Source organism: Pseudomonas sp. C6002, assembly GCF_013385805.1.
Lineage (GTDB): Bacteria > Pseudomonadota > Gammaproteobacteria > Pseudomonadales > Pseudomonadaceae > Aquipseudomonas.
Genome location: NZ_JACAPH010000018.1, coordinates 255,932 through 269,728 on the forward strand (window position 1 = coordinate 255,932; position 13,797 = coordinate 269,728).

Genomic DNA, 13,797 nt, shown 5'->3' on the forward strand with positions numbered 1-13,797 from the left:
GGGTGAGGATGTTCGAGGAAGAAAACGCGCAGTGGGGGCTGGTGCATGCCCTGGTGCTGGACGGTAGAGGTGGTGCGCGTTCGATTGCCCGGACAGAGCTTGATGAGCTGCAACTGCAGCCTCAGGAAAGCCTGTGGCTGCATTGGGACCGTAGCCATCCCCAGACCCAGACCTGGTTGCGCAAATCCAGCGGCCTCAGCGAATTCGCCTGTGACCTGCTGCTGGAGGAGAACACTCGCCCACGCCTGTTGCCGCTGCCGGATGCCGAACTGCTGCTGTTTTTGCGCGGGGTCAACCTCAATCCCGGCGCCGAACCGGAAGACATGGTCTCGGTGCGGATCTTTGCCTCGGCAGCGCGGGTGATTTCCCTGCGTTTGCGCCCATTGCGCGCCACCGACGAGTTGCTGGTGCAACTGGCAGACGGCAAGGGGCCGAAGACTTCCTCGGAACTGGTCCTGTATATGGCGCAGTACCTGACCAACAAGGTTCAGGATCTGGTCAGCGACTTGTCCGAAATCGTCGATATCGAAGAAGAAAAACTGGATGCCGACGAACGGTATACTCCGGAGCACGGCAGCGTTTTGCAGATCCGTCGGCGCGCCGCCGGGCTTAAACGTTTCCTGTCGCCGCAGCGGGATATTTTCGCGCAGTTGACCCGGATCAAATTGCCCTGGTTCTGTGACGACGATGCTGACTACTGGAACGAATTGAACAACAGCCTGACCCGCTACCTGGAAGAGCTTGAGCTGGCCCGGGAGCGCGTGGGGCTTGTGCTGGAGACCGAAGACCGGCGTTTGAGCCTGCGCATGAACCGCACCATGTACCGCTTCGGGATCATCACCGGGATCTTCCTGCCGATGAGTTTCCTGACCGGTTTGCTGGGCATCAATGTAGGCGGAATTCCGTTCTCTTCCAGCCCTTACGGGTTCCTGATTGCCTGCCTGATGATGGTCACGGTGGCGGTCGGGCAATGGTGGTTGTTTCGACGGTTACGTTGGGTTTGAGCTGAATGTGACCTGAACGTGGAAAGAGGTCATGTGACCCGAAGAATTTTACCCTCGTCTTTTAAATCACTTGCGAGAGGTTTTTTATGCACGATCCGTTCGAACAGTCTTTGCGTGACATGCTCAATGCCTCGCCGTCCAACCGGGACGACGATGCTTGCCTGGGTCGCGTCTTGAAAACCGCCAACCGCCAGGTCGGGGCGGGGGATCTGTTCGGTCTGCTTGGCCGCTGGTTGCCGGCGTTGATGATGGCCTTGAACAATGGTTCGGCCCATGTCTCACCGGTTTCCCGTCGTAAACCTCTTGCTCGCACTGCTGATAAGGCTGAATGAATATGGAACTCGATCTCTGGACCCAGAGTCTGGTAACTGCAATGACTGCGTTGTGGACCAAGGTGGCGAATTTCATTCCCAACCTGTTTGGTGCACTGGTGGTGGTACTGCTGGGTTTTGTCGTGGCCAAGCTGCTTGACACCCTGCTTTCCAAGTTGCTGGCTAAGCTGGGTCTTGATCGATTGATGGGTGGCACCGGCCTGACCAAGATTTTGGGGCGTGCCGGGTTGCAAGTGCCGATCTCGACACTGATCGGCAAGATCGTTTATTGGTTTGTTTTACTGATTTTTCTGGTTTCTGCGGCTGAATCCCTTGGACTTGAGCGAGTTTCAGCTACGCTCGACATGCTGGCGCTGTATTTGCCGAAAGTATTCGGTGGCGCGCTGGTGTTGCTGGTAGGGGTTTTGCTGGCGCAACTGGCCAACGGCCTGGTGCGCGGTGCGGCTGAAGGCGTAGGTCTGGATTACGCCAGCGGCCTGGGGCGAATTGCCCAGGGTCTGGTGATTATCATCAGTATTTCGGTCGCGATCAGCCAGCTGGAGGTCAAGACTGACCTGCTGAACCATGTGATTGTGATTGTTTTGATTACCGTTGGTCTGGCCGTTGCGCTGGCCATGGGACTGGGAAGCCGGGAAATTGCCGGGCAGATTCTTGCGGGAATCTATGTGCGTGAGCTATATCAGGTTGGGCAACAAGTGCGTGTGGGCGAGGTCGAAGGGCAGATCGAGGAGATCGGCACGGTCAAGACGACAGTGCTGACGGACGATGGCGAACTGGTTTCGCTTTCGAACCGGATCCTGCTGGAACAGCATGTGACTAGCCGCTAACCCGGCGAATCCTGCTAATGTACGCCGCCGCAAACCTGGGTATCCAGGCCATGGCGGACATTGACCTGACTGTCGGCACGACTTGTTTTGAATAAAGCCCAAACGCTGTCCACGCGCTATGACCCCCGTGAGCTCTCTGATGAGGAGTTGGTCGCGCGCTCGCACACGGAGCTGTTTCACGTAACACGCGCGTACGAAGAATTGATGCGCAGGTATCAACGCACTCTGTTCAACGTTTGTTCAAGGTATTTAGGGAACGATAGAGATGCGGATGATGTCTGTCAGGAAGTGATGCTCAAGGTGCTATACGGCCTGAAGAACTTCGAGGGAAAATCGAAGTTCAAGACATGGCTCTATAGCATCACGTACAACGAGTGCATCACGCAGTATCGGAAGGAACGGCGAAAGCGTCGCTTGATGGATGCTTTGAGTCTGGACCCCCTTGAGGAAGCGTCTGAGGAAAAGGCGCCTACCCCGGAAGAAAAGGGCGGACTCGATCGCTGGTTGGTGCATGTGAATCCGATTGATCGGGAAATTCTGGTGCTACGATTTGTCGCAGAGCTGGAGTTTCAGGAGATCGCTGACATCATGCATATGGGTTTGAGTGCTACAAAAATGCGTTACAAACGCGCTCTTGATAAATTACGTGAGAAATTTGCGGGCAGCACTGAAACTTAGTGCGTGGCAAATATCTCTTACGTGTAGGCAAGTTCTGTTAGACTTGTCGCCGAGTTGTCCCCCGGTATGTGGGACTGCTTTACAATCACCAGATGGGGATTTAACGGATGAAACTGAAAAACACCTTGGGCTTGGCCATTGGTACTCTTATTGCTGCCACTTCTGTCGGCGCTCTGGCACAAGGCCAAGGCGCAGTTGAAGGCCAGCTGTTTTACAAAAAGCAGTTCAACGATAGCGTCAAACATATCGAAGACGGCTTCAATCCTGGCGCCAGCATCGGTTACTTCCTGACCGACGACGTGTCGATCAACCTGAACTACGACACTACCAACCACACCCGTTCGAACGACGGTACTGGCAACCAGAAGATCAAAGGTGATACCGGCAGCGTTACTGCCCAGTACCACTTCGGTCAAGCTGGCGTCGACTCCCTGCGTCCATACGTAGAGGGCGGTTTCGGCCACCAGAGCCGTACCAACGTTGAAGCTGATGGTCACAAAGGTCGCGATCAATCGACCCTGGCTATCGCTGGCGCTGGTGTGAAGTACTACTTCACCGACAACCTGTTCGCACGTGCTGGTGTTGAAGCTGACTACGCTATCGACAACGGCAAGTGGGACTACTCCGCACTGGTTGGCCTGGGCGTAAACTTCGGCGGCAACGCTGGCAAAACTGCTCCAGCTCCTACCCCAGCACCAGCTCCAGAGCCAACCCCAGAGCCAGAAGCTCCGGTTGCTCAGGTTGTTCGTGTTGAGCTGGACGTGAAGTTCGACTTCGACAAGTCGGTTGTTAAGCCTAACAGCTACGGCGACGTGAAAAACCTCGCTGACTTCATGAAACAGTACCCACAAACCACCACCGTTGTTGAAGGTCACACTGACTCCGTCGGTCCTGACGCTTACAACCAGAAGCTGTCCCAGCGTCGTGCTGACGCTGTTAAGCAAGTCCTGGTCAAAGACGGTATCGCTCCTAACCGTGTAAGCTCGGTTGGTTATGGCAAATCCCGCCCAGTTGCTGACAACGCAACTGAAGCTGGCCGTGCTATCAACCGTCGCGTAGAAGCCTCGGTAGAAGCACAAGCAGCTCAGTAATTACTGAGTTGTAGAAAAAAGCCCGGCTTAGGCCGGGCTTTTTTTCGCCTGCAATTTGCCTCAGGCCGTGGCGCTGGCCAGGGCCGCAAGCGCCTGCGTCGCTTGCGCAACCCGGCCAATCACCAGGATAGCCGGGCTCTTGAGCGCGAATTCGTGCGCATCATCCTGCATCCGGGCGAGGCTGCTGCGGCATTCGCGCTGTTGTGGCAGTGAAGCGTTTTCAATCATCGCCACCGGCATGTCATCGCTCATGCCACCTTCCAGCAATTGCCGGCGGATTTCCCCCAGTTTCGCCACCCCCATATAGATCACCAGCGTCGTGCCGCCCTCTGCCAGGGCCCGCCAATTGAGGCTGCTGTCGTCCTGGGTATGGGCCGTGACCAACGTGACGCCACGGCTGACACCGCGCAACGTCAGCGAGATATCGCAGTTCGTTGCCCCGGCCAGCCCTGCCGTAATGCCGTTGACCAACTCCACTTCCACCCCTTGCTGCCTGAGCCACGCCGCCTCTTCGCCGCCGCGACCAAAAATGCACGGGTCGCCGCCCTTGAGCCGCACCACGCACTTACCCTGCCGGGCATAACGCAACATCAGGCGATGGATAAATGCCTGTGGGGTGGAACGGCAGCCACCGCGTTTGCCCACGGTGATCAGCCGTGCAGCGGGGCAATGCTCCAGCAGCGCCGGGTTGACCAGATCATCGATCAGCACCACATCGGCTTCCCGCAGGGCTCTCACCGCCTTGAGTGTCAGCAGTTCCGGATCGCCGGGGCCTGCGCCCACCAGCCAGACTTTTGCGCTCATATGCTTGCCTCACACTCTGATCGCGATTGGCTGCTTGCCATTCGCCAATAACCGTTTGATTTCCGGCACACAGGAGCCGCATTGCGTGCCGCAACCCAGTTCCTGCTTCAGCCCGTTCAGGTCCAGGCCCCGGGCAATGCCGGCGCAGACCGCGCTTTCGCTGACGTTCTTGCAGTTGCACAGCGTCTTGTTGCTGCTTGAGCCGCCCCCCGGTGGCGCACTCAATGGCGCCAACAACCAGCGGCGTAACTGCTCATCGGTGCGACCTTCCAGCCACAGGCTTTGCAGCCAGTGGCGAGCCAGGGTTTCGCCAGCCAGGCGGATCGCGGTGATACGGCCTTTTTCAATCTTTACCCGCTTGCCAATGGAGCGCCGCGGGTCGTCGTACGCCATCACGGGGCCGTCGTTGAGGCCCAGCAGTTGGTCGATCTGCTTGAGCAGTTCAAGGGCGGGCGCCTCGTGATGCGCCGCACGAATCAGCAGGGCAGGCCGCTCGCGTCCGGTCAGGCTCAGGCTGACGTAGGCAAAGCCGTCACACAGCGGTCGCAACGCTTCGAAGTGTTGCTGCACATCGCCTTCAATCAGCGCAAACAAGTGCCAGGGCAGCCGCACCGCCTCCAGGCGCACGCCGCTGTGCTTGAGTTCCGGCTGTTTGGACAGCGGGTCGAATGCCGGCTGGGTCAGCGCATTTACGCCGCCTTTAAGAAAACGGTCGCCCCAGTGCATCGGCAGGAAAGCCTGGCCGGGACGCACGCTGTCATCGCTGCCGACGGCCACAATCACGCTGCCGCGCCGGCTTTTCAGGCTGACCAGATCCCCTTCCTTCAAGCGATGGCGACGCAGTTCGTCCGGGTGCAGGCTGAGCACTGCTTCACTGACATGGCCGAACAGCTGCGCAGCGGTGCCGGTGCGGCTCATGCCATGCCATTGGTCCCGCAGGCGGCCGGTGATCAGGGTGAGTGGGAAGCGCGCGTCACGCTGCTCCTTGGCGGCGCGATAAGGGTCGGCGACAAAGTGCGCGCGGCCAGTCTCCGTAGGGAAAAATCCGTCGGTGTACAGCCGTGGTGTTCCGCCCACCGCATCGGCCGGGAATGGCCATTGCTGCGGGCCTATCCGGTCCAGCAGCGCGTGGCTGATACCCGACAGGTCCAGGTCCCGCCCACGGGTCAGCAGCTTGTATTCATCAAAGATCTGCGCCGGTTGCTCAAAGGCAAAAAGCCCCGGTTTTCCGGGACAAAGACGCTGCTCCAGGCGTTGGGCAAAATCCACGGTGATTGCCCAGTCCGGCCGCGCTTCCCCGGGTGGGGCGATGGCTCGGCGAACGTGGGAAATGCGCCGCTCAGAGTTGGTCACTGTGCCTTCCTTCTCGCCCCAGCTCGCGGCTGGCAGCAACAGGTCGGCGTAACGCGCCGTCTCGGTTGTACGAAAGGCTTCCTGTAGCACCACGAACGGACACGCTTCCAGGGCCTGGCGCACGGTGTTCTGGTCGGGCAGGGATTGGGCGGGGTTGGTGCACGCGATCCACAAGGCCTTGATCTTGCCGGCCTGCATCTGTTCAAACAATTCGATGGCGGTCAGTCCGGTGCTGGCCGGCAGTTGGTCGACCCCCCAATACGCGGCTACTTCTGCCCGATGTTCGGGGTTGGCAGCCTCACGATGGCCAGGCAGTAAATTCGACAAACTGCCGGTTTCCCGCCCACCCATGGCATTCGGCTGACCCGTCAGGGAGAAAGGTCCGCAGCCAGGGCGGCCGATGGTGCCGGTCGCCAAATGCAGGTTAATCAAGGCGCTGTTCTTCGCGCTGCCGGCGGTGGACTGATTGAGCCCCATGCACCACAACGACAGAAAACTCGCCGAGGTGCCGACCCATTCCGCACACAGACGCAGTTGCTCGACACTGATCCCGCACAACTGCGTGACCATTTGCGGTGTGTAGTCGTGAACCAGGCGTTTGAGTTCGACCAGGCCGTCGGTATGGGCCTGGATAAAGTCGCGGTCGATCCAGTCTTCCCACAACAACAAGTGCAGGATCCCATGGAACAATGCGACATCCGTACCCGGCAAAATCGCCAGATGCAGGTCCGCCAAGTCGCAGGTGTCGGTGCGCCGGGGATCAATTACCAGCACTTTCATCTGTGGCCGGCGGGCCTTGGCTTCCTCCAGGCGTCGGAATAACACCGGATGCGCGTAGGCCATATTGCTGCCGACGATCATCACGCAGTCGCTCGACTCCAGGTCCTCGTAGCTGCACGGTGGCGCGTCGGCCCCCAGGCTGCGCTTGTAGCCGACCACCGCCGAAGACATGCACAGCCGCGAGTTGCTGTCGATATTGTTGGTGCCCACCAGCGCTCGCGCGAGTTTGTTGAAGCTGTAGTAATCCTCGGTCAGCAACTGCCCGGATATATAGAACGCCACGCTGTCCGGCCCGTGTTCAGCGATGGTTTCGGCAAACACGTTCGCCGCGTGCTCCAGGGCGGTATCCCAGTCGGTGCGGCTGCGGGCCAGGCCTTTGCCCAGCCGCAGTTCCGGGTACAACGCGCGGGCCGCGAGGTCTCCGGTGAGGTGCAGGCTGGAGCCCTTGCTGCACAATTTTCCGAAGTTGGCCGGATGACTCGGATCGCCACTGACGCCGAGGATCTGCGAGCCATCATGCTCGATCAGTACGCCGCAACCGACCCCGCAGTAGCAGCAGGTGGACGCGGTGGTCTGGCGGTTCATCAACCGGCGTCCCGCAGCGCCAACATCACCCGGCCGTTTTCCACACGGGCCGGGTGGTGATGGGCGCAGCCGACGTCCGGTGCCTGGGCCTCCCCGGACTCCAGGTCGATCTGCCAGTTGTGCAGCGGGCAGGCCACGCGCTTGCCGTAGATCAAGCCTTGGGACAGCGGGCCACCCTTGTGCGGGCAGCGGTCGTCGAGGGCGAAAACCTCGTCGTCACTGGTACGAAAAATCGCGATGTCGCCTTTTGGCCCGCTGATGATGCGCGAGCCCAGGGCGTTGATTTCTTCGAGGGCGCATATATCCAGCCAGTTCATGCCGGCACCTCCAGCAGTTTGACGGGGATGGTGTCGAATTCCTTTTTCAGCAACGGCTGTTCCAGGCGTTCTTTCCACGGGTCCTGCTCGAACGACAGGGAGAATTGCAGGCGTTCATTCAACGCCTGGCGCCGCGCCGGGTCTTCCAGTACAGCCTTCTTGATGTGCTCCATGCCGACCCGTTGCAGGTAGTGCACGGTGCGCTCCAGGTAGAAGGCTTCTTCCCGGTAGAGCTGTAGGAAAGCGCCGTTGTATTCGCGCACTTCTTCGGCGGTTTTCAGCTTGACGAAGAACTCGGCGACCTCGGTCTTGATCCCGCCGTTACCGCCGATGTACATCTCCCAGCCGGAATCGACGCCGATGATTCCCACGTCCTTGATCCCCGCTTCCGAGCAGTTGCGCGGGCAGCCGGACACTGCCAGCTTGACCTTGTGGGGCGACCACATATTGAACAGGTCATGTTCCAGCTCAATCCCCAGTTGCGTCGAGTTCTGCGTACCAAAGCGGCAGAACTCGCTGCCGACGCAGGTCTTCACGGTGCGGATGGATTTGCCGTAGGCATGGCCGGATGGCATATCGAGGTCTTTCCATACGCCGGGCAAGTCCTGCTTCTTGATGCCGAGCAAATCGATGCGCTGCCCGCCGGTAACCTTGACCATCGGCACGTTGTACTTGTCGGCCACATCAGCGATGCGCCGCAGTTCCGACGGATTGGTCACACCACCCCACATCCGCGGGACTACCGAATAGGTGCCGTCTTTCTGAATATTGGCGTGGGCGCGTTCGTTGATCAGGCGCGATTGCGGATCGTCTTTTGCCTCGCCGGGCCAAGTGGAGATCAGGTAGTAGTTGAGTGCCGGGCGGCAGGTGGCACAGCCGTTCGGGGTGCGCCAGTTCAGGTAGCTCATGGTGCCGGCGATGGTCAGCAGGTGCTGGTCGCGGATGGCCTGGCGGATTTGCCCGTGGTTGAGGTCGCTGCAGCCGCAGATGGCTTTTTCGCTTTTCGGTTTGACGTCCGCCGCGCCGCCCACGGTGTTGATCAGGATCTGTTCCACCAGCCCGGCGCAGGAACCGCAGGAACTCGCAGCCTTGGTGTGCTTCTTCACATCGTCGACGCTGAACAGCCCGTGTTCCTGAATCGCCTTGACGATGGTGCCCTTGCACACGCCGTTGCAGCCGCAGACTTCGGCGGTGTCGGCCATGCTCATGGCTTTGTCCTGGCCTTGGTGGCCTACATCGCCCAAAGCGTTTTCACCGAACATCAGGTGATCGCGGATCTCGCCAATGGCATGGTTCTCACGGATCTGCCGGAAATACCAGCCGCCGTCAGCCGTATCGCCGTACAGGCAGGCGCCGACGAGGATGTCGTCCTTGATCACCAGCTTCTTGTAGACGCCGCCAATCGGGTCGGAAAGGGTGATGGTTTCGGTGCCTTCGCCACCCATGAAATCCCCGGCGGAGAACAGGTCGATGCCCGTGACTTTCAATTTGGTGGAGGTCACCGAACCCTGGTAACGCGCGAAACCCAGCTGGGCGAGGTGGTTGGCGCAGACCTTGGACTGTTCGAACAGCGGCGCCACCAGGCCATAGGCGATCCCGCGATGGCTGGCGCATTCGCCGATGGCATAGATGCGCGGGTCGTAGGTTTGCAGGGTGTCGTTGACCAGAATCCCACGGTTGCACGGGATGCCGGATTTTTCCGCGAGTTCGGTGTTGGGGCGGATGCCCGCAGCCATCACCACCAGGTCGGCGGGGATCACATCGCCATTCTTGAATTGCACCGAGCCGACGCGGCCGTTGCCGGCGTCATGCAGCGCCTCGGTCTGCTCCTTCAAGCGAAACACCAGGCCACGGCTTTCCAGTTCGGTTTGCAGCAACTGGCCGCTGGTCTTGTCCAATTGCCGTTCCAGCAGCCACTCGCCGATATGCACCACGGTCACGTGCATGCCACGCAGCATCAGGCCGTTGGCGGCCTCCAGGCCCAGCAGGCCGCCGCCGATGACGACCGCGTGCTTGTGGGTCTTGGCGGTGTCGATCATGGCCTGGGTGTCGGCGATGTCGCGGTAGCCGATCACACCCTGCAACGTATTGCCCGGGATCGGCAGGATAAACGGCGTGGAGCCGGTGGCGATCAGCAGGCGATCGTACTCGGCCTCGCTGCCGTCTTCGGCGATGACTTTGCGTTTGACCCGGTCGATCTGCACCACTTTGCGGTTAAGCAACAGCTTGATGTTGTTATCGAGGTACCAGCTCAAGTCATTGAGCACGATCTCTTCGAAGGTCTGCTCACCGGCCAGCACCGGCGACAGCAAAATGCGGTTGTAATTGGTGTGGGGCTCGGCGCCGAAAACGGTGATGTCGTACAGGTCGCTGCTCAGCTTGAGCAATTCTTCAAGGGTGCGAACCCCGGCCATGCCGTTGCCGATCATCACCAGTTTGAGTTTCTTCATGTCGTTCTCCGCAGTGGCTCGACAAATCGTGCGCAACAAAAAAAGGCGTCCCCGCTACGTAAGTAGCGAGGACGCCTTTGTCCTGGTCCCGTTCTCTCGGGAAGCTCGACCTTCGACGTTGAAGGTGCGGCTATATGTGTGTTGATGGGAAAGCTAATGCAGCGGTTGTGCCAAGTAGGATTTTGGCCGGTTTTGCTAAGTGAGGCGGCGATGTATCGAGAAAATTCGCCTCTTAGTGGTGCAACAGCCAGTACAACAGCACCAGATTGATCAGCAACGACAGCACGGCCAACGTTTGCCAGACCTTCAGCGGTTCGCGCTCCAGCAGCGGTTTTGGTCGCGTGCTCAACTCGCGGCGATCCGCCTGCTCCAGTACCAGCAACCATTCCTCGGCAGTTTCATAACGCTGCTCGGGTTGCGCGGCGACTGCGCGCTCCAGGCTCTGTTGCAGCCAATCGGGTAGGTCGGGGCGGTAGCGGCTGGCGCCGACAGGCGTAATGAACCTGGGACGCTGGAAAGCTTCGATTTCGCCGTAGGGGTAATGCCCGGTGAGCAGGTAATACAAGGTCACACCGACGCTATACAGGTCCTGTTGCGGGGTAGGGCGTTCGCCGTTGAAGGCTTCCGGGGCGATAAAGCTTGGCGTGCCAGGCAACAGGTGCGCGCGATCCTCCGAGAGCCCGGGGCAGTAGGCCAGGCCGAAGTCCAGCACACGCAATTCGCCATCCTCGCCCAGCAGCAGGTTTTCCGGCTTGATGTCGCGGTGCAGGATCTGCCGGCGGTGCAGCAGCCCGACGGCACGCAACAGGCGCTCGGCCAGGGTTTGCCACTGCGCCAGGGGCAATGGGCCCTGGTGCTTGAACAGTTCGGCCAGGGTTTGGCCGGAGTATTCACGCATCACGTAGTACAAATGCTGACGGCCACTGGCTGGATGGACTTCAGGAAACGCGCGGCCGGCGACCCGGCGCAGGAACCATTCCTCTGACAGCAATGCCTGGGCGGCGAACACGTCATCGTCGTGGCTGAGCGGCAAGGTCTTCAGCAGCCACGCCTGTTGATGGCCATCGCGCACCCGATAGAGCAAGGATTGGCGGCTTTGCCCCAACAGCGACTCTACGTGCCAGCCTTCGAAGCGCTGGCCGGGTTTCAGAGGGGGCGGCAGGGGCCATTGCTGCAACTGCACCAGCGCATCGCCGAGGGTGGCGGCGCCAAGCTGGTCGACGCGGACCAGCAGGGCGCTGGCGTTGTCCTGGCTACCGGCCAGGTGCGCGGCGCTGACCAGGGTGTTTACCGCGAGGTCCAGGTCCGACTGTTCCCGCAGGATTGCGCTGATGTTGTTGTCATCCAGGGTCGCCCACACGCCGTCGCTGAGCAGCAGGAAACACTCGCCTGCCCGCAACTCGCCGTCGAGGAAATCCAGCACCAGATGCTGATCCAGGCCCATGGCGCGCTTGAGCACATGCTGCATGCCCGGTTGCTCCCACACATGCTCCTGGCTCAGGCGCTGCAACTGGCCATCGAGCCAGCGATACACCCGGCAATCACCCACATGAGCCAGGGTAAAACGCTGGCCGCGAAACACCAGGGCGCTGAGGGTGGTCAGCAACGGCTGGCCGCCGCCGTTGGCTTGCAGCCAGCGATTCTGGGCCACCAGCAAGCGTTCCAGGGCCTGGGCCACGCCCCAGGTTTGCGGCGTGGCGTAATAGTCCAGGGCCAGCGCTTGCAAGGTCGAGCGTGCAGCCAGTCCGCCATCGGCGCATTGGCTGACGCCATCGGCGATGGCACACAAGTAGCCTTTGCTGGCGGCCAGCTCCGGGGCGGGAGTGACCAGGCGCAAGGCGTCCTGGTTTTCCTGCCGCGGGCCGGTGGCGCTGGCCTGCGCGAAGCTCAGTTGCAGGCTCATCAGACCCGTGCAGCCGTCACCGCAGCCGAGCCCCAAGTGGTTCTCCAGCGACGCTTGACGCCGTACAGGCCGAACCAGGCCAGCACGCCCAGGCTGGCGAACAACCACAGCGCCAACTGATAGCTGCCGGTGCTTTGCTTGATCGCGCCCATGCCCGCCGCCAGGGCGAAACCGCCGATGCCGCCGGCCATGCCGATCAGGCCGGTCATCACACCAATCTCGCGGTGAAAGCGTTGGGGCACCAGTTGGAAGACTGCACCGTTACCGGCACCCAAACCGAGCATGGTGCACACAAAAAGCGCCAGTGCTGCGTAGGAGCTTGGCAGGTTGAACCCCACCGCCGCGATGCAGATCGCTGCCACGCCGTACATGCCGAGCAGGGTGCGAATCCCGCCGAAACGGTCGGCCAGGGCGCCGCCCAAAGGCCGCATCAGGCTGCCGCCGAATACGCAGGCGGCGGTGTAGTAGCCGGCGGTGACCGGGCTCAGGCCGTATTGGTCGTTGAAATAGCCGGGCAGGGCGCTGGCCAGGCCGATGAAACCACCGAAGGTCACACTGTAGAAGAACATGAACCACCAACTGTCGCGGTCGCCCAGGGCTTTGAAGTAGTCGGCCATGGACTTGGCCTTGGGTCGTTGCGGGGCGTTGCGGGCGAGCCAGGCGAAGACGATCAGCGTCAGGATCAGCGGGATCAGTGCGAAGCCGAACACATTGCTCCAGCCAAACGCGGCGGCGAGCACCGGTGCCAGCAGGGCCGCAAACACCGTCCCGGAGTTGCCGGCGCCGGCGATGCCCATGGCCTTGCCCTGGTGCTCGGCGGGGTACCACTGGGACGCCAGGGGCAGGGCGACGGCGAACGAGGCTCCCGCCATGCCGAGGAACATGCCCAGCAGCAGGGCTTGCTCGTAGCTGTGGATTCCGAGTTTCCAGGCGACGAACAAGGCGCCGATGACAATCACCTGGCCGATCAGGCCGGCGGTCTTGGGGGAGAGTTTGTCGGCGAGCATGCCCATCAGGAACCGCAGTACTGCGCCGGCCAGGATGGGGGTGGCGACCACCAGGCCGCGTTGTTGGGTGGTGAGGTGCAGGTCGGCGGCGATTTGTACCGCCAATGGACCCAACAGGTACCAGACCATGAAGCTCAGGTCGAAATACAGGAACGCGGCGAACAGGGTCGGGGTGTGACCGGATTTCCAGAAGCTTGATTTCATCACGCACCTCAGCGGTAAGGGGTCTTATGAGAAGGCCTGGTGATGGAACGGCTGTGGCCGCTCCATCGGCCCCGGGCTATGGGGCCAAAACGAAAAAACGCCGCCACCGGGTTCGCTGGGGCAAACCGGGTGTGCGACGTCTTTGTCGTGGAGGGGGCAACCGCCGTTGGCTACCTGTGGGGATTCTTTAGCAAGAGGTGGGCCAACAGGGGGTGGGGGGGTTGTGGTGTGGTGTGGTGTGGTGTACATATCCGTTGCTGCGGTAACGGCGGCTTAGGGTTCCGCTCTTACAGCGGGTCACTTTTTTACAAACGCCTAAAAAAGTAACCAAAAAACGCTTTGCCCCACCACTCGGTGCCTCGCTTAGGCTCGGCATGCCCGCACTCCGGCACGGTTCCGCGGGCCGCCGCGACGGGCCATCCATGGCCCGGCGCGGCTAAATCGGCATCCTTGCCGATTTAC

General features: G+C 60.7%; 11 protein-coding genes. 5 read left to right on the top strand and 6 right to left on the bottom strand.

Annotation, left to right across the window (positions count from 1 at the left end; genetic code table 11):
- The first annotated feature begins 8 nt into the window (after positions 1-8).
- The 5 genes from HX817_RS13575 (at position 9) to HX817_RS13595 (ending at position 3,932) form a co-directional block, all read left to right on the top strand.
- Positions 9-1,004, top strand: a complete 996-nt coding sequence (locus HX817_RS13575; RefSeq protein WP_177040364.1) for a zinc transporter ZntB — start codon at positions 9-11, stop codon at positions 1,002-1,004.
- Positions 1,005-1,090: 86 nt separating this feature from the next.
- Entirely contained in the window at positions 1,091-1,336 is a 246-nt protein-coding gene (locus tag HX817_RS13580; protein WP_003215011.1) for a hypothetical protein, read from the top strand.
- A 2-nt stretch (positions 1,337-1,338) separates the two neighbouring features.
- Entirely contained in the window at positions 1,339-2,163 is an 825-nt protein-coding gene (locus tag HX817_RS13585) for a mechanosensitive ion channel domain-containing protein (protein ID WP_008432650.1), read from the top strand.
- 87 nt (positions 2,164-2,250) lie between these two features.
- Positions 2,251-2,841 (top strand): RNA polymerase sigma factor SigX, encoded by a 591-nt coding sequence (sigX, locus tag HX817_RS13590; protein WP_003215014.1) that lies wholly within the window; start codon positions 2,251-2,253, stop codon positions 2,839-2,841.
- Positions 2,842-2,948: 107 nt separating this feature from the next.
- Entirely contained in the window at positions 2,949-3,932 is a 984-nt protein-coding gene (locus HX817_RS13595) for an OmpA family protein (RefSeq protein ID WP_003215016.1), read from the top strand.
- 60 nt (positions 3,933-3,992) lie between these two features.
- Here HX817_RS13595 and cobA read toward each other — a convergent pair whose 3' ends face one another.
- The 6 genes from cobA to HX817_RS13625 form a co-directional block, all read right to left on the bottom strand.
- Positions 3,993-4,736: a uroporphyrinogen-III C-methyltransferase gene (cobA, locus tag HX817_RS13600; protein ID WP_003215019.1), complete on the bottom strand. Its 744-nt coding sequence runs from the start codon at positions 4,734-4,736 to the stop codon at positions 3,993-3,995.
- Positions 4,737-4,745: 9 nt separating this feature from the next.
- Positions 4,746-7,454 carry a nitrate reductase gene (locus HX817_RS13605; protein ID WP_177040365.1) on the bottom strand — a complete coding sequence of 903 codons (2,709 nt, stop codon included), beginning with the start codon at positions 7,452-7,454 and terminating at the stop codon, positions 4,746-4,748.
- Positions 7,454-7,771: a nitrite reductase small subunit NirD gene (nirD, locus tag HX817_RS13610; protein ID WP_003215022.1), complete on the bottom strand. Its 318-nt coding sequence runs from the start codon at positions 7,769-7,771 to the stop codon at positions 7,454-7,456. Before nirD ends, HX817_RS13605 begins: the two co-directional genes overlap by 1 nt.
- Positions 7,768-10,221, bottom strand: coding sequence for a nitrite reductase large subunit NirB (nirB, locus tag HX817_RS13615; RefSeq protein ID WP_177040366.1), 2,454 nt, complete (start codon positions 10,219-10,221; stop codon positions 7,768-7,770). The genes nirD and nirB overlap by 4 nt, the downstream gene beginning before the upstream one ends.
- Before the next feature lie 232 nt (positions 10,222-10,453).
- Positions 10,454-12,124: a bifunctional protein-serine/threonine kinase/phosphatase gene (locus HX817_RS13620; RefSeq protein ID WP_177040367.1), complete on the bottom strand. Its 1,671-nt coding sequence runs from the start codon at positions 12,122-12,124 to the stop codon at positions 10,454-10,456.
- Positions 12,124-13,335: a NarK/NasA family nitrate transporter gene (locus HX817_RS13625; protein ID WP_003215029.1), complete on the bottom strand. Its 1,212-nt coding sequence runs from the start codon at positions 13,333-13,335 to the stop codon at positions 12,124-12,126. Before HX817_RS13625 ends, HX817_RS13620 begins: the two co-directional genes overlap by 1 nt.
- Positions 13,336-13,797: the final 462 nt, after the last annotated feature.